This window comes from Actinospineispora spinosispora DSM 44797 (assembly GCF_000429025.1).
GTDB lineage: Bacteria > Actinomycetota > Actinomycetes > Mycobacteriales > Pseudonocardiaceae > Pseudonocardia > Pseudonocardia spinosispora.
Map to the genome: position 1 here is coordinate 463,038 of NZ_KE386833.1, position 15,784 is coordinate 478,821.

At 70.0% G+C, this 15,784-nt stretch carries 12 protein-coding genes, 2 pseudogenes and 1 riboswitch; of the genes and pseudogenes, 10 read left to right on the top strand and 4 right to left on the bottom strand.

All coding sequences use genetic code 11. The features are described from left to right. Positions 1–37 precede the first annotated feature (37 nt). A complete protein-coding gene (locus G406_RS59845) occupies positions 38–124 on the bottom strand; it encodes a putative leader peptide (RefSeq protein ID WP_425414633.1) in 87 nt (28 codons plus the stop codon). 215 nt (positions 125–339) lie between these two features. Then, a riboswitch (guanidine-I (ykkC/yxkD leader) is annotated at positions 340–449 on the top strand. Between the two features lie 58 nt (positions 450–507). Between G406_RS59845 and G406_RS49950 the strand changes: the two genes are divergently transcribed. The 5 genes from G406_RS49950 to atzF are packed head-to-tail and all read left to right on the top strand — an operon-like array spanning position 508 to position 7,162. Continuing rightward, on the top strand, positions 508–2,067 hold the full coding sequence (locus tag G406_RS49950; protein ID WP_051342690.1) for an amino acid permease: 1,560 nt from the start codon (positions 508–510) through the stop codon (positions 2,065–2,067). Beyond that, positions 2,067–2,759, top strand: coding sequence for a DUF1989 domain-containing protein (locus G406_RS0125835; RefSeq protein WP_028935991.1), 693 nt, complete (start codon positions 2,067–2,069; stop codon positions 2,757–2,759). Before G406_RS49950 ends, G406_RS0125835 begins: the two co-directional genes overlap by 1 nt. Continuing rightward, positions 2,756–3,397, top strand: a complete 642-nt coding sequence (locus G406_RS0125840) for an urea amidolyase associated protein UAAP2 (RefSeq protein ID WP_028935992.1) — start codon at positions 2,756–2,758, stop codon at positions 3,395–3,397. Before G406_RS0125835 ends, G406_RS0125840 begins: the two co-directional genes overlap by 4 nt. A 2-nt stretch (positions 3,398–3,399) precedes the next feature. Next, a complete protein-coding gene (locus G406_RS0125845) occupies positions 3,400–5,463 on the top strand; it encodes a 5-oxoprolinase/urea amidolyase family protein (RefSeq protein ID WP_084216449.1) in 2,064 nt (687 codons plus the stop codon). Continuing rightward, positions 5,456–7,162 (top strand): allophanate hydrolase, encoded by a 1,707-nt coding sequence (gene atzF, locus G406_RS0125850; RefSeq protein WP_037078887.1) that lies wholly within the window; start codon positions 5,456–5,458, stop codon positions 7,160–7,162. Before G406_RS0125845 ends, atzF begins: the two co-directional genes overlap by 8 nt. Positions 7,163–7,228: 66 nt before the next feature. Here the strand turns inward: atzF and G406_RS59850 are convergent. Together G406_RS59850 and G406_RS57335 are read right to left on the bottom strand one after the other, a co-directional pair. Beyond that, a pseudogene (locus G406_RS59850) lies at positions 7,229–7,687 on the bottom strand (hypothetical protein); the annotation flags it as partial. A 214-nt stretch (positions 7,688–7,901) separates the two neighbouring features. Continuing rightward, the gene (locus G406_RS57335; RefSeq protein ID WP_169736785.1) at positions 7,902–9,479 is read right to left on the bottom strand and encodes an HNH endonuclease signature motif containing protein; all 1,578 of its coding nucleotides are present in this window, start codon (positions 9,477–9,479) and stop codon (positions 7,902–7,904) included. Positions 9,480–9,806: 327 nt separating this feature from the next. Here G406_RS57335 and G406_RS0125860 point away from each other — a divergent pair, with 327 nt between their 5' ends. From G406_RS0125860 to G406_RS59055, 3 genes are read left to right on the top strand one after another with little or no spacing between them, the layout of a single operon-like run. Further along, positions 9,807–10,661 (top strand): tryptophan 2,3-dioxygenase, encoded by an 855-nt coding sequence (locus tag G406_RS0125860; RefSeq protein ID WP_028935996.1) that lies wholly within the window; start codon positions 9,807–9,809, stop codon positions 10,659–10,661. Beyond that, positions 10,658–11,881, top strand: coding sequence for a kynureninase (locus tag G406_RS0125865; RefSeq protein WP_028935997.1), 1,224 nt, complete (start codon positions 10,658–10,660; stop codon positions 11,879–11,881). Before G406_RS0125860 ends, G406_RS0125865 begins: the two co-directional genes overlap by 4 nt. Next, entirely contained in the window at positions 11,878–13,317 is a 1,440-nt protein-coding gene (locus tag G406_RS59055) for an amino acid permease (RefSeq protein WP_051342691.1), read from the top strand. Before G406_RS0125865 ends, G406_RS59055 begins: the two co-directional genes overlap by 4 nt. Here G406_RS59055 and G406_RS56140 read toward each other — a convergent pair. After that, positions 13,309–14,118, bottom strand: a pseudogene (locus tag G406_RS56140) (DMT family transporter); the annotation flags it as partial. The gene G406_RS59055 and the pseudogene G406_RS56140 sit on opposite strands and share 9 nt — an antisense overlap. Positions 14,119–14,197: 79 nt before the next feature. Between G406_RS56140 and G406_RS0125875 the strand changes: the two are divergent. Continuing rightward, positions 14,198–15,043 (top strand): AraC family transcriptional regulator, encoded by an 846-nt coding sequence (locus tag G406_RS0125875; protein ID WP_028935998.1) that lies wholly within the window; start codon positions 14,198–14,200, stop codon positions 15,041–15,043. 94 nt (positions 15,044–15,137) lie between these two features. Beyond that, on the top strand, positions 15,138–15,782 hold the full coding sequence (locus G406_RS0125880; RefSeq protein WP_051342692.1) for a VC0807 family protein: 645 nt from the start codon (positions 15,138–15,140) through the stop codon (positions 15,780–15,782). The last annotated feature ends 2 nt before the right edge of the window (positions 15,783–15,784 follow it).

Here is a 15,784-nt window from a genome sequence, read left to right on the forward strand (position 1 = left end):
CGCCGACGGCGCGAGGAGTCGGATGGGTGAGCTGTGCTCACGCCCGACAGGCGGCACTCGCAACGCGCAGCAGGTCCACGTGTCGTCGGTAGCAGCAGCCACCGTCTCCGTAGAACGAGCGCACACACCACTCTAGGTAGCCGTGGGCCCACTTTGTCAACCTGACCGGTTGAGTTTTGTTTCACGCGGCTGAGCTGGGCCGGAAACCGAGGTAACCCAGCGGAAACAAGCATGACATGCAACGGAGACGTCCGAGGACGGTGCGGAAACACGATCGTCACGGCGGAACAGCCTCGGTGAAATGCCGCCCGGGTGAACTTGTCCTCGACCCGCCACCTGGCGGGGCGCGTCTAGGGTTCCGCCTCCCGCACCGGGGAGGGACTGGTCCGAGAGATGCAGGCGTCGCGTTCGTGCGCGACGTTCCACGGCGGGAGAAAAGCCCGGGAGGCCGTCAGGGCCCGGGCGTGGTGTGCGTGCGTTCGGCCCCTTGTCCGCAAGGGAGTGCCGATGACAACTCTCGACGACCGACCGATCGCCGATCTGCGCGGCTTCGGTTACGAGCAACAACTCGAACGCAAGGTGGGTACGTTCGCCTCCTTCGCGGTCGGGTTCTCCTTCGTCTCCATCCTGACCACGGTCTTCCAGCTGTTCGGTCTCGGCTACGGCTTCGGGGGCACGGCGTTCTTCTGGACCTGGCCCGCCGTGTTCGCCGGGCAGCTGATGGTCGCTCTGTGTTTCGCCGAGCTCGCGGCCCGCTACCCGATCTCCGGCGCGATCTACCAGTGGTCGCGGCGCCTCGGTGGCGCGGTCGTCGGCTGGTTCGCCGGCTGGACGATGATCATCGCCCAGATCGTGACGCTCGCCTCGGCCGCGATCGCCCTGCAGGTCGTGCTCCCGGTCGTGTGGAGCGGGTTCCAGCTGGTCGGCTCCGATCCGACGCTCAGCTCGGTGAGTGGCGCCGCCAACGCGGTGCTGCTCGGGGTGCTGCTGCTCGTGGTGACCACGGCGCTCAACGCTGCCAGCGTGCGGATGACCGCCGTCGCAAGCTCGGTCGGTGTCGTCTGTGAGCTGGTGGGCGTTGCGCTCGTGGTGGCGCTGCTGTTCACGAACGCCGAACGTGGCCCTTCGGTGGTCCTGCACACCACCAACCTCGACTCCTCGACCGGCTACCTTGCTCCGCTGCTGGTGTCCGCGCTGATGGCGGCCTATGTTCTGGTCGGCTTCGACAGCGCGGGTGAGCTGTCCGAGGAGACGCACAACCCGCGCCGGACCGCGCCGAGGACGATCCTGCGCGCGGTCGCCGTCTCCGGGTTCGGGGGTGCGTTGCTGATCGTCGCCGCGCTGATGGCCGCACCGAGCCTGACCGACGGCCGACTGGCGACCGAAGGCCTGCCCTACGTGCTGACCAGCAGGCTCGGGACGGTCCCTGGCAAGCTGCTGCTGATCGACGTGGCGATCGCGGTCTTCGTCTGCACGCTGGCCATCCAGACCTCGGCGACCCGCATGATCTTCTCCATGGCCCGGGACCGGGTGCTGCCGTTCTCCCGGATGCTGGCGACGGTGTCGAACCGGACCGGGACCCCGGTCGCGCCGACGGTCGTCGCGGGACTGGCCGCGGCGCTGCTGCTCATGGTGAACGTCGGCAACCCGGCGTTGTTCCTCGCGCTGACCAGCGTGTGCATCATGCTGATGTACCTGGCCTACCTGATGGTCACCGTGCCGATGCTGGTTCGGCGGCTACGCGGACGGCTGGTCGACGCCGAGCCGGACGAAACCGGCAGGCCGGCGTTCTCCCTGGGCCGCTGGGGCGTACCGGTCAACTGCATCGCGGTGCTGTACGGCCTCGGCATGGCGGTCAACCTGGGCTGGCCCCGGGCGGAGGTCTTCGACCCCGAGGGCGGCCACTGGTACCTGCGGTTCCTCGGACCGATCGCGCTCGGGGTGACGTTGCTGCTCGGGCTCGTCGCCTATCTCGTCCAGCGACACGACTATCACGCCGCAGTCGGTTCCCCGGCGCCGCGGCTGAGGTTCTCTCGTCCGGCGACCGTCGTGGCGGAGGAGGTCTGATGGGGTACGCACACGACATCCCCGGCGGCGCGGCGTGGTCCGCGCGGGTGCGCGCCGGTCGAACGATCACCTTCACCGCCGATGCCGCCGACGCCAACCTGTCCGTGCTGCTGATCGGCGCCGATCGGCTGGACCGGCTGAACGTCCCGGACACGCTCAAGGCCCAGATGAGCGTCTGCATCCACGCCCCGATGGTGCTCATGTCCGACCGGGGGCAGGCGCTCGCCTCGGTCGTCGCGTCCTCCGTCGACTGGCACGACGCGTTGACCGGGTTCGGCCACGAGTCACATCTGGGGCGGTTCGGACCGTCGAGCTACGCAACCGACCGCAACGCGTGGCGACGGGCAGCGCACACCGGACTGGTGAGCGAGCTGACCAAGCACGGGCTGTCCGGGACGGACCTGCACGGCTGCGTCAACGTGTTCACCAAGATCGCGGTCGACGACCGGGCCGGGCTGCGCTACCTGCCGGGGCACTGCACGGCGGGCGACACGCTGGTCCTGCGCACCGAACAGGACCTGCTGCTGGTCGCGGCGGCCGTCCCGCATCCGATGAACCCCGCGGACTGGGCTCCGGTGGGAGTGCGGGTCGACATCGACCTCGCGGAACCACCGGAGCCGGACGACCCGTCCCACACGTTCCGCCCGGAGAGCGCGCGCGCTCTCGACGAGACCCGGAAGGCACTCCTGTGACGCACACCGTGACACCCGCGCCGGCCGGCGCCCGGCGGGGCATCGCATACGACCAGGTCGTCGAGGCGGGCGACGGCGCGCTGGTGGCCGTGCCGGCGGGCGGGGAGCTGCGCATCGTGGACCTGCACGGCAACCAGGCCGTGGACACCCTGCTGTACGACCGGCACGACATCGACAACCGCTACTCGGCCTTCGACACCGTGCGGGAGCAACGCGCGGTCTACCTCACGACCGGATCGAGGCTGCTGTCCACCCGGCTCGACGAGCTCGCCGTCCTGTCCGAGGACACGTGCGGCCGGCACGACACGATCGGCGGTGCGTGCTCCCAGGAGTCGAACGTCGTCCGCTACGGCGAGCACACCCGCCACCAGCACGCCTGTCGGCAGACCTTCCTGCGGTACGGCGCAACCGCCGGCATCGGGCAGCGCGAGCTGGGCCACAACATCAACTTCTTCATGAACGTCCCGGTGACCCCGGACGGCGGCCTGCACTTCGCCGACGGGCTGTCCGCGCCCGGTAAACACGTGCAGCTGCGTGCGTCGCGCGACCTGTTCGTGCTGGTCAGTAATTGTCCGCAGCTGAACAACCCGTGCAACGGCTGGAACCCGACGTCGGTCCGGCTGCTGGGGTGGTGGTGACGATGAGCGTGCTGACCGAGGTGATCACCGAACCTCGCGCGCCGTTCCCGACCGGCTCGGTCCAGGTGCTGAGCGCCGGCATCCAGACCACGGTGCAGGACGTCGAGGGCAGGCGTGGGTACTGGGCCGTGGGTGTGCCGCCGTCCGGCGCGTTCGACGAGCTGTCCTCGGCGCTCGGCGCGCTGGCGGTCGGCAACCCTCCGGCGGCCGCCGGACTGGAGTGTGTCGTTCGGGGCCCAGTCCTGCGCTTCGCGCGGCCGAGCCGGGTGTGCCTGACCGGCGCGCTGCACGCCGCCACACTGGACGGACGGCCGGTCCGCCGAGGAGTGGTGCTCGCGGTCCCGGCGGGAGGTGTGCTCGATCTGGGGCCGGTCGGCGGCCCGGGGATGCGCGGATATCTCGCCGTCGGCGGCGGCGTCGACGTGCCCGCGGTGTTGGGCAGCCGGGCCACCTTCCTCCTCGGCGGTTTCGGCGGGGTTCACGGGCGGGCGCTGCGGGACGGTGATCTGCTGCGGGTGGGGCGCACGGAGAACCTGGCGGCGCCGCTCGATGTCACGCCGCTGTTGCCCGAGCTCACCGACAGCTGGACGCTGCGGGTCGTTCCCGGACCGCACGGCGCACCGGACTATCTGACCGAGGACGGCGTCCGCGAGTTCTTCGGCGCGCGCTGGCGAGTGGACCACCGGGCCGATCGGACCGGTGTCCGGCTGCTCGGGCCGACACCGGGCTGGTCCCGCGCCGACGGCGGCGAGGCCGGGTTGCACGCGTCCAACCTGCACGACTCGGCCTACCCGGTCGGCGGCATCATGCTCTCCGGTGACACCCCGGTGGTCGTCGGACCGGACGGTCCGAGCCTCGGCGGGTTCGTCGTCGCGGCGGTCGTCATCGGTGCGGACCGGTGGAAGCTGGGTCAGCTACGGCCAGGTGACTCGGTGCTGCTGGAGGCGGTCAGCCCCGAGCGGGCCGACGAACTGGCCCTCGGTCGTCGGGAACTGCTCGCCGATCCGCGCACCGCGCTGGCGGACCGTTTCGAGACCGCGCTCGGCCGCAGGATCAGCCCCTCGACCGCCGCTCGAGGTCCCCAGGAGTCCGTCCGGCCCGAGCCGCTGAGCGAACGGCCCGCCGGGGCCACCGCGCCGAGCTTCACGATCCGCCGCTCCGGCGACCGGCACCTGCTGGTCGAGGCAGGTCCGGCGGAGCTGGACCTCACCGTGCGCATGTGGGTCCATCTGCTGGCGAACGCCCTGCGTGCGGCGGCCGCCCCCGGGGTCACCGAGATCGTGGAGGGTGTGCGATCGCTGCTGGTCGCGGTGGACGATGCCCTGGTGAGTCTGCCGGCACTCGCGGCGCGGCTCGTGGAGCTCACCGAGGACCTGCCCGATCCCGCGACGGTCACACTGACCGTGCGTGAGGTGGCGCTGCCGATCGCCTTCGACCATCCCGAGACGCATGAGGCGATGCGCAGATATGCGACGTCCGTGCGTCCGGACGCGCCCTGGTGCCCGGACAACGTCGAGTTCATCCGCAGGGTCAACGACCTGGCGGAGCGCTCCGAGGTGTTCGACATCGTGAACGCGGCGACCTACCTGGTGGTCGGCCTGGGTGACGTGTACCTGGGCGCTCCGGTCGCGGTGCCGATCGACCCCCGGCACCGGCTCGTCACGACGAAGTACAACCCGGCGCGCACCTGGACACCGCAGAACGCGGTCGGCATCGGCGGGATCTACCTGTGCGTCTACGGGATGGAGGGACCGGGCGGGTACCAGCTCGTCGGTCGGACCGTTCCGGTGTGGCGGGCGCCCGGCGGCCCGGCGAACGATCCGCACCCCTGGTTGCTCCGCCAGTTCGACCGGATTCGGTTCCATCCCGTGTCCACCGACGAGCTGGCCGATCTGCGGGCCGACATCAAGGCCGGCCGCCGCGATCTCGATGTCACGCCCGCGACCTTCTCGGTGCGCGAGGTGGCCGCGATTGAGGCCGCACACAGCCAGGAGATCGAGGCACTGCGCGCGACCCGCCGGGCCGCCTTCGGTGCCGAGCGGGACCGGTGGGTGGCACATGCCTGACCAGCTGAACATCGGTGAGCGGGTCCGTGCGGCCTACCGGCGCATCGCCGAGGTGGATCGCCCCGAAGTGTGGATCATGCTGCGCGACGAGGACGAGGTGCTGGTCGCGGCGAAGGACCTGGAGACCCGGCTGGCGGCGGGCGAGGACCTGCCGCTGGCCGGGCGACTGGTCGCGGTCAAGGACAACATCGATGTCGCCGGCCTGCCGACCACGGCGGCATGCCCGTCCTACGCCTACACGCCCGTGACGAGCGCGTCGGCGGTGTCCCGGCTGACCGACGCCGGGGCACTGGTGCTCGGCAAGACCAACCTGGACCAGTTCGCCACCGGCCTGGTGGGCACCCGGAGCCCGTACGGCGCCGTACGGCATGCGCACCGGTCCGACCGGATCGCGGGCGGGTCCAGCTCGGGCTCGGCGGTCGCGGTCGCCCTGGGGCTCGTCGACTTCGCGCTGGGCACCGACACGGCCGGCTCCGGCCGGGTACCCGCCGCGCTCCAAGGCCTGGTCGGCATCAAACTGACGCTGGGCCTGGTACCCAACACCGGTGTGGTGCCCGCGGCGCGGCCCTACGACTGCGTGACGGTCTTCGCCGAGACACTGGATGTCGCACGGGACGCCGTCGCGCTGATGATCGGTCCGGACGGCGTGGACCCGACCTGCCGGACCTGGCCGGACTCGGTACGGCTTGCCGCCGGACCGGCGCCGAGGATCGCTGTTCCGGCTAGCGAGGGGCTCGCGCACGTGACGTCGGAAGCCCGGCTCGCGTTCGGACGGACCAGGGATCGGCTGGCGGCCGAGGGCGCGCGGCTAGCGGAGATCGACATCGAACCGCTGCTGGCTGCCGCGACGCTGCTCTACGGAGGTGCGCTCGTCGCGGAACGCTACGCGGCCGTCGGGGACTTCCTCTCCCGGCGGCCCGCCGACGCAGACCCCGCGGTCGCGGGAATCATCCTGGCAGCCGAGGACATCCCGGCACACCGGCTCGCGGCGGACCTCGAACTGCTCGACCGGTACAAGGCGACGGCCGCCCGGGCACTGGACGGCTTCGACGCGCTCCTGCTGCCGACCACGACCGGGCACCCCAGCCTCGACCAGGTGCGGGCCGACCCCGTCGGCGTCAACTCACGGATGGGCGTGTACACGAACTTCGTGAACCTGCTCGACATGGCGGCGGTCGCGGTGCCGGCCGGTGTCGCCGATGGGAGCCCGTTCGGGGTGAGCGTCATCTGCCGGGCCTTCGACGACCAGATCGCGCTCGACATCGCCGCGCTGCTCACCGGTGAACCGACGGTGGAGCCGATCGCCCCGGTCGGAGTCGACCTGGCCGTCTTCGGTGCCCACCTGCGTGGTCAACCACTCAACGGCCAGCTGGTCGCACTCGGTGCGCGGTACGCGGGGACGGTGTCGACGGCGCCGGAATATCGGATGGTCGCGCTGGCCGGTGACCCGGCGAAACCCGGCGTTGTGCGAGCAGGTCCGGGAGGAGGAGTGCTCGCCGGAGAACGCTGGACCCTCGCACCGGCCGCGTTGGGACGATTCCTCGCCGCACTTCCCGAGCCGATGAGCCTCGGCCGGATCAGGCTCGCGGACGGTGGCACGGTGATCGGCTTCTGTTGTGACCCGGCGACGGCCGCGAGCGCGCCGGACATCACGAGGTACGGCAGCTGGCCGAACTACCTGGCGGCCGAGGCGCGCTGACCACCATCGGGGGCTTTCCCACCGGCGTCGCCGGAAGTGAACGGCGGCGCCGGGCGGTGACTGGGCGAGCAGAGCGACCAGGTGCCCGGACGGTGGGACCTGGATCGATCCGGGGACCATGCCTCCCAAGAACAGCTGACCGGACCGTTCGATGCGGATGCGAGGGCCGGACAGTCGCATACCGACTCGTTCAGGCCGAGGGGTGGCGTCCCGGCGCGCGGTCTCGAACATGCGCAACACCGACGCGGTGAACCGGCCGTCGCGGGGGACTCCGCGGTAGCCGAGCTCCACTGGATAGGTGCCTGCAAGCGTGGCCACGAGTCCGGCGGCCGGGGCGGTGTCGTTCGCTCGGTTCCGAGCTCCACGACGTGGCCGGCACGTGGCGGTGCGGGCCACATGCCGGAGAGCGTGTCGGTGAAGCGGCAGCCGAGGGTCGACGCGGCTGGAAACCGCCGATGGAGAGGTGGGCAGCCCGTAGACGGGCCGACCGGGTTCAAAGTCTGTCCCTCGGCCGCTCGACGCCATTCGCCGACGGGATCGGGAGCCCGTCGAGCCGGGTGGATGCCGGTGCTCCGGTGAGCACGAACGAGGCCGACCGCCGGAACAGCAGCGCCGCGCAACGGGCCTGGCGCGCTTTCCGTGGCTGGCCGACGCCCCGATGGTCGGTCGGAGCCTGCGAATGGCCCGTGTCACCGAGGTATCCCGGCAGACGAACTCCTTGGCGTTCTGACGCCATCTCTCAGAACGGCGGTGGGTCGGGGTCGGTGATGGGTTCTCCCCTGGTCGGATAGATGCGGCCGAGTGGGCTTTTCCAGCGGAAATAGCCGGGTCGGGGTTGGGTGACCTTCCAGCCTCCTCGGTGTTTGAGCCCGTGGTCGTGTGTGCAGGCGGGTGCCAGGTTGGTGCTGGTGGTGGGCCCACCGTGTTGGATGTCGTGGGTGTGGTCGAGTTCGGAGTGGATTGCTGATCGTCGGCAGCCTGGTGCGGTGCAGGTGCGGTCGCGGATTTGGGTGTATCGCCGTAGTGCGTTCGCTGGATGTCGCCGCCCCGGCTGAGCATCCAACCTCCCGACAGGATCGCGCTCGCGGGCCCGCTGGTATTGGGTGGCGATGTCGGTGATGACCTTTGCCCAGGCTCGGGGTGGGTCTTTGGTCAGTGTGGCCAGCGCGGGGGCGGGGATCGCCAGTTCGACGATCCCGCCTTCGGCGCGGTGGCTGGGTGGGCTGGTGGCGGGTCGGCGACGGGTGATGCCTTCGGCGATGAGGTAGCCATCGGTGTCGGTGACCACCCACCGCCACTGGCCGCGGTGTTGGCGCCCAGCAGCGCGTCGGGCGACCGATCCGAGGATCGGGCCCCAGCCGGGGAGTTCACCGGGGAGGTTGTTGAGCCCGGCCAGGGTGTCCAGTCGGGCCCGCACCTCGATCCCCGACACCCGCCCCACCACCTCAGCAACAGCCTCGGCCGACTCCTCGACGCCGCATTCGGCGTCCGCCGGCTCAGTGTCGGCCGGCTGGGTGGCCGGGCTTGGTGGGGAGGTTTCGGCTAGCAGGGCGGCGATCATCTGAGCGTGAGTCAGGTGATGGAACCGCCCGTCCAGCAGCCGTAGGAAGATGTCGGCGCGCAGCTGATCGATCCGGCCTCGATGCCCCGCGCGTTTCGCGTCCAGCGCGAGCTTCGCGATCCGCTCGGTCGCCGCCGCTGCTTCATCCGGTGGCAGCCCGGTGGCGGTGACCGTGGCGGTACCCGCAGAGTCGAGGTAGCCCACCACCATCCGATCAGCCAGGGCTTGCTCGTACTGGTCCTCGGCCCGGTCCGGCTCCACCGTGATGATCAGCTTCAGGATTCGGGCCCGCAGTTGCCCGGTGGTCAACCCTGGCGCGATCGGCAGTATCCGGGCGATCACAGTGGCAGTCAGGTCTTCGGGCAGGCCGGCGAGGTGATGGGTGAACACCATCGCCCGGTCACGGTCGACCAGCCCCGCCAGCATCGCCGCGTGCACCGCGGGTAGCTCCAGACACAAGATCTGGGCGAAGTCGCATTCGGTCCGCGCCCGGTTCCGCGACAACACCAACGCGGCCCGCACCTCATCAGAGGCGTACTGCTCCGACCCCACAACCGCGGCGCGCTGCACCACCGTGGCGACCGCCGCCGCGTACAGCCCTTCCACATGCGCGCGCTGACGCCCGCACGCCTGCAGGACGTCCACGACGGAGTCGTCAGGAACAGCGTCCATGTCCAGGGCGGAAAGGACAGCGCCGAGGACCGGCCCGGCGGACATACCCGCGAGCCAGGAACCGACCGACACCCCACCCTGCATGCCATCGATCATACGTTCGAACACCGACAAAAACAGAGAACCAGCAGGTCAACCAGCCAACAAACCCCCACCAGCGGCAAACGGTCACGACCGGAACGAAGCGCTCAGACCCCCGCCGACCACCCACCCAACGCGGCCAGAAGGGACTTCATTGGCAACCCAAGCCGCACCACAGGGCCGCCAAGGCCCTGCGGTGCGGCTTGGGGCGGCAGCCCAAGTAGTAAAAGCCCCCGGGCGCAGCCCGAAGACCCAAGCCGCGGCCCCGAAAAGTCAAACAGATGTATAGCGCCCTTGTTACCGCAGTAACCAGACTGCTATAACCACCCGATGAGGGGGAACGAACGGCCCATAGAACCAGGCGTTCACCGAGACCTGCGAACCGAACTGACCTACGAGAGCTACCTGAGCCTGGAAACGGTCCTCGCGGGACAACGGCCGCTCAGCACCCCGGAGCACCACGACGAGATGCTCTTCATCATCCAGCACCAGACGTCCGAGCTGTGGCTCAAACTGGTCATCCACGAGCTCCGCTACGCGATCGGACGGATCGAACAGGACGATCTCGGCCCGGCTCTCAAGGCGCTGGCCAGGGTCAAGGCGGTGCAACGTCAGCTGTTCGAACAGTGGGCGGTCCTCGAGACACTCACCCCCACGGAGTACGTCCAGTTCAGGCCGTTCCTGGCACATTCGTCGGGATTCCAGTCGGTGCAGTACCGGGTGGTGGAGTTCCTGCTGGGCAACAAGAACGCGGACATGATCGATGTGTTCGCGCACAACCCGGCGGCGGCAGCAGAGCTGCGCGACACGTTGCACACGCCGAGCCTGTACGACGAGTTCCTCCGCCATCTGGCCCGCAAGGGGCACCCGGTGCCGGCGGAGCTGCTGGACCGGGACGTGACCAGAGCGCATCGGTTCAGTCCCGAGCTGGTCACCGTGCTCGGCGACATCTACCGGGACCCGACCGGCAACTGGGCGGCCTACGAGACGTGTGAGGCTCTCGTCGATGTCGAGGAGAGTTTCCAGCTGTGGCGCTTCCGGCACATGAAGACCGTCGAGCGCATCATCGGTCACAAACGGGGGACCGGCGGGTCCAGCGGTGTCGGTTTCCTGAAGGCCGCACTGGAGCTGACGTTCTTCCCCGAGATACTCGCCGTCCGTACTGATCTGGGGGAGCAGCGATGATCGTCGATGACGTGCGCCGGCTGGACGAGCACGATCCGCTCGCGGCGTTCGCCAGCCGGTTCGTCGAGCCAGGAGAGCGGGACCGGGTGGTCGCCTACCTGGACGGCAACTCCCTGGGCAGGCCTCCGCTCGCCACCAGGCGACGGCTGCTCGAACTGGTCGACGAGCAATGGGGTGGCAGGCTGATCCGCGCCTGGTCCGAAGGGTGGATGGAGCTGCCGACGACCATCGGGGACCAGCTCGCGTCCGCCGCGCTGGGGGCCGTGCCCGGGCAGACGATCATTGCGGACTCGACGACCGTGTGCCTGTACAAGGCGCTGCGCGCGGCGGTGGCGATGCGTCCGGATCGCGGTGAGATCCTCACCGATCGGCACAACTTCCCCACCGACGGCTATGTCGTCGACGGTGTCGCGGAGCAGCTCGGCCTGACCGTGCGCCGCATCGACTCCGACCCGGCGTCCGGGGTGACCGTCGAGCAGGTCGCGGCCCAGCTGTCCTCGCGCACCTCGGCGGTCCTGCTCTCGCACGTCGCGTACCGCTCGGCCTTCATCGCCGACATGGCCGCGATCACCGAGATCACCCACGACAGCGGTGCGCTGGTGGTGTGGGACCTGTGCCACAGCGTCGGATGCATCCCGATCCTGCTGGACGACCACGACGTCGACTTCGCGGTGGGCTGCACCTACAAGTACCTCAACGCGGGGCCGGGCGCGCCTGCCTTCCTGTACATCCGAGCCGAGCACCAGGACGGTTTCGTCCCGGCGGTGCCCGGATGGATGGGGCACGCCGATCCGTTCGCGATGCAGCCGACCTACAGCCCGGGCCACGGGATCCGGCGGGCGCTGTCCGGCACGCCACCGATCACCGGTCTGATCGGTGTCCAGGAGGGTGTCGGGCTGGTCGAGGAGGCGGGCATCGACCGCATCCGGGCCAAGGCGGTCGCGCTGACCGAGCTGGTCACAGCGCTGGTCGACGACTGGCTGGTTCCGCTGGGCGCGGGTCTCGGCTCACCACGTGACGCCTCGGTGCGTGGCGGGCACGTGACGGTGACCCACCCGGAGGCTGCCGACATCAGCAGGAGGCTCATCGACGAGGGGGTCATCATCGACTACCGGCCACCGGACGGCATCCGGATCGGACTGTCACCGCTCACGACGAGCTTCACCCGGACCTGGGCCGCGATGGAGGTCTTCCGCGACGTACTGGCCGGTGAGCGATGACCACGACGAGCGAGCACGGCACCGGTGAGCTGCGCAGACTGCTCAGCACCCGGCAGATCGTGATGCTCGGGCTGGGCTCCTCGATCAGCACCGGCCTGTTCCTCGGCGCCGGCACGAACATCTCCGTCGCCGGGCCAGGCGTGATCATCAGCTTCGTCGCCGCCTCGCTGATCGCCGGCGCGGTGGCCGCCGCGCTCGCCGAGATGTGCAGCGTGCACCCGGTACGCGGATCGTTCGGCACGATCAGCGCCCGATACCTCGGCCGGCCCGCCGGGTTCGCCATCCGGTGGATGTACTGGTTGGCCGTGGTATCCGCGATCGGTGGTGAGGTCGTCGCCGCCGCGATCTACCTCCGCTACTGGTGGCCCGCCGTCCCGCTGTGGCTGGCGGTCGTCGTCCTGTCCGTCGCGCTGGCGGCCGTGAACATGTGGAACGTCGGCATGTTCGGTTACGCGGAGTCGATCCTGTCCGCGATCAAGGTGGCCGCGGTCGTCGTGTTCCTGGTGATCGGGTTCCTGCTGATCGTGATCGGCCTGCCCGGCCGACCCAGGACCGGCGTCGTCAACTGGACCGCCGACGGCGGATTCCTGCCCAACGGCGGTCTCGCGGTATGGCTCGTGATGGCGACCGTGATCTTCAGCTTCACCGGGGTCGAGCTGATCGGCATCTCCTCGCCAGAAGCCGTCGAGCCGGCGAGGTCGATGCGCAAGGCGATGCGTTCGGTGGTTCTGCGCCTCACGCTGTTCTACGTCGGCGCGATCGCGGTGATGGTCGCGGTGCTGCCCTGGCGTCAGGTCGGGCAGACCCACGGACTGGAGCAGAGCCCGTTCGTCACGATGTTCGCCTACGCCGGTATCCCGGCCGCGGCGTCGATCACCAACGCGGTGGTGCTGGTCGCTGCGTTGTCCGCGGCGAACGCAAACCTCTACGCGGCTGCCCGGATGCTGCACTCGCTGGCCCACGACGGGTTCGCGCCCCGCGCGCTGCGCGCCACCAGCCGTGCCGGGAGCCCGGTGGCCTGCGTCGGGGTGTCGCTGGCCGGTCTCGTCGCGGCGGGCGTGTTGTCGGGGTACGCACCGGACACCGCGTTCCTGCTGCTGATCTCGCTGGCCAGCTTCGCGGTGATCGCGGTGTGGATCGGTATCTTGGTCACTCTGATCGCGTTCCGCCGCGCCGGCGCCCACGAGACGGCCTCACTGCACCTGCCCGGCGGCCGGGTGAGCGCCGCGATCGCCGCGACCGCCCTGCTGTCGATCTACGGAACCGCCTTCGCGGTCCCGGAGATGGCCATGGCCTGCCTCGTCGGCGTGCCCTTCATGGTCCTGCTGGTCGCGGTCTACCTGCTGATCCGCAACCGCACGGTGCTGGAGCAACCACGCGCCGAGCAGCATGAGGACCACGCCGACGGCCTGCCAGGGGGAGATCGTCTCGCCTAGCAGGAGATAGGACCAGACGAGCCCGGCACCGGGGACGATCAGCATGAACGTGGTGGCGCGCGCCGGGCCGATCCTGCTCACCCCGAGGTAGTACAGCGGGTTGGCCAACGCCGTGGGCAGCACGGCCAGATAGAGCTGGGTGAGCCAGAACCCGGTGCCCAGCGAGCCCCATGCGACGTGGGGCAGTGACGGCGCGGCGAACAGCAGGAGCGCCGCCGAGCCGACCACCGTCGCGTAGGTCGTGACCTTCAGCGGTGCGACCCGGCCGAGAACCGGCTTCCCGAGGATGGTGAACGTGGCCCAGGTCCCGGCCGCGAGAACGAAGACCAGGTCCCCGAGCAGCCGGTCCCCGCCGGCCGCCCCGTCGAGGAATACGATCGCTCCGGCCGGGGCGAGCACAAGACCGACGAGCCGGGGCGGGCCGGGCAGCCGACGGTCGAGCAGAGCGACCGCGACGGCCGTCAGTACCGGGCTGAGCACGGGGATGATGACGCCCGCGTCGGACGAGGGTGCGAGCGTGAGCCCGCCGAAGAACAGGACGTTGTAGAGGAAGACCCCGGTCAGGCCGAGCACCACGACCCGGCCGCGGTCGGCCGTCGAGATCGGCGCCGAGGGGGACCGCCGGGACACGAGGGCCGACACGCACAGCAACACCGCGGCCCCACCGGCGAACCGGAGCAGTGCCGCCACCTCGTGCGGCACCTCGCCGACGGCGAGCTTCGACCACGCGAACGCACTGGCCCAGAGCAGCACGGCGATCAGGACGGGCAACCGGGAACGCATCGGACCACCGTGGGGCATCAGCGGGGCCGGATGATTGAACGGTGGAGCGACATCCGGCGCACCAGCGTTCAATCATCCGTCGGTGATACTGGCCGATGTGAAGCATGCGGTGCGCGGGCAGTCCTGGGTGCGGTACTGGCGGTCCCCGGACCAGCCGGTCGAAGCCATGCACGCGAGCTTCCACCGCGAGGTCTACCACCGGCACAGCCACGAGACCTACTCGTTCGGAGTGACCGAGGTCGGTGCACAGACGTTCCACTGCCGGGGCGCCTCGCACGTCAGCGCCCAGGGCATGGTGATGATCTTCAATCCGGACGAGCCGCACGACGGACGGGCCGCGGCCGAGATCGGGTTCAACTACCGGATCATCCATCTCGGGCCCGAGCTGGTGCGCGACGTGCTGTCCGATGCGCAGGGCAGGTCGTACGGTCTGCCGTTGTTCACCAGCCCGGTGATCGACGACCCGATGCTCGCCGCCGCCCTGCGCGGGCTGCACGCCACCCTCACCGGCGGCGCGACCGCGGCCCGGCGTGACGAGCGGCTGACCGAGGTCCTCACCCTGGTCGCGCGACGCCAGGCGAGCCGCCCGCCGGGCGACCCGGGCCGTGAACCCGTCCTCCCCGAGGCGTTCCGGTCGGTCCGGGACCTGATCCACGCGGACCCGGCGGCCGAGCTGACCACCGACGAGCTGGCGGCGGCGGCGGGGGCGAGCCGCTTCACCGTCTACCGTGCGTTCCAGGCAGCTGTCGGGATGTCGCCGAGCGACTATCAACGGCAGCTGCGGCTGCGCAGGGCACGGGCGCTGCTGGCCGAGGGGAGACCGGCGGGTGACGTCGCCGCCGAGGTCGGGTTCGCCGACCAGGCGCATCTCATCCGCTGGTTCAGCAGGCACTACGGGGTGACCCCCGGCGCCTACCAACGGGCGGGTCGAACTCCGGCCTGACAAATGTCATGCGGATCCGGTGACAGTTGTCCGGGGGCGCGAAGCGGGATTCGGGACAGGCTCTTCTCATCGGAACACGATGAGAGGGAGACCGATGAACACGACCGACAACACAGCCGCTGACCCGGTGCAGGTGGACCGGAGCGCCCACGTGCGCGCCATGATGTGGCCGTTGATCTGGGACGTCGGTCTGGCGATCGGGGTCTACTACGGGCTCAAGCTGGTGGGCGCGACCGACTATCTGGCGCTGTTGGCCGCCTCGGTCGTCTCGGCGGGCCGGCTGGTCTGGGTGGCCATCCGGGACCGGCGCATCGACCCGTTCGCGCTGTTCCTGTTCCTGGTGTTCGCACTCGGTCTTGCACTCACGTTCTTCACCGGAGACATCCGGCTCGCACTCGCCAAGGACTCGGCGACCAGCGGCCTCGCCGGCCTGGTCTTCCTCATCAGCTGCGTGATCCGGCGGCCGCTGGCCTACTACGCGTCGCTGCGCTTCGCCGGGCCCAAGGGCGAGGCCGGGGTGCGTGCGCAGTGGGACGAGCCCGAGGTGCGCCGCCGCTGGTACCTGGCCTCGACGGTCTGGGGCGTCGGTCTGCTGCTGGAGGCGTCGACGAGGGTCTGGGTCATCTACCACCTGCCGCTGGATCTGGCGGTCGCGTTGTCCAACGGTGTGATGGTCGTGGTGTTCACCCTGTTGATCACCTGGACGATTCGCTCCGCCAAGCGAGCAGTGGCAGGTTGATG

Excerpts from the sequence above, each read along its gene's own strand:
- G406_RS0125835 (WP_028935991.1), top strand. The coding sequence starts at position 2,067 with ATGGGGTACGCACACGACATCCCCGGCGGCGCGGCGTGGTCCGCGCGG.
- G406_RS49950 (WP_051342690.1), top strand. The coding sequence starts at position 508 with ATGACAACTCTCGACGACCGACCGATCGCCGATCTGCGCGGCTTCGGT.
- G406_RS0125865 (WP_028935997.1), top strand. The coding sequence starts at position 10,658 with ATGATCGTCGATGACGTGCGCCGGCTGGACGAGCACGATCCGCTCGCG.
- G406_RS0125860 (WP_028935996.1), top strand. The coding sequence starts at position 9,807 with ATGAGGGGGAACGAACGGCCCATAGAACCAGGCGTTCACCGAGACCTG.
- G406_RS0125845 (WP_084216449.1), top strand. The coding sequence starts at position 3,400 with ATGAGCGTGCTGACCGAGGTGATCACCGAACCTCGCGCGCCGTTCCCG.
- atzF (WP_037078887.1), top strand. The coding sequence starts at position 5,456 with ATGCCTGACCAGCTGAACATCGGTGAGCGGGTCCGTGCGGCCTACCGG.
- G406_RS59055 (WP_051342691.1), top strand. The coding sequence starts at position 11,878 with ATGACCACGACGAGCGAGCACGGCACCGGTGAGCTGCGCAGACTGCTC.
- G406_RS57335 (WP_169736785.1), bottom strand. The coding sequence starts at position 9,479 with ATGCAGGGTGGGGTGTCGGTCGGTTCCTGGCTCGCGGGTATGTCCGCC.
- G406_RS0125880 (WP_051342692.1), top strand. The coding sequence starts at position 15,138 with ATGAACACGACCGACAACACAGCCGCTGACCCGGTGCAGGTGGACCGG.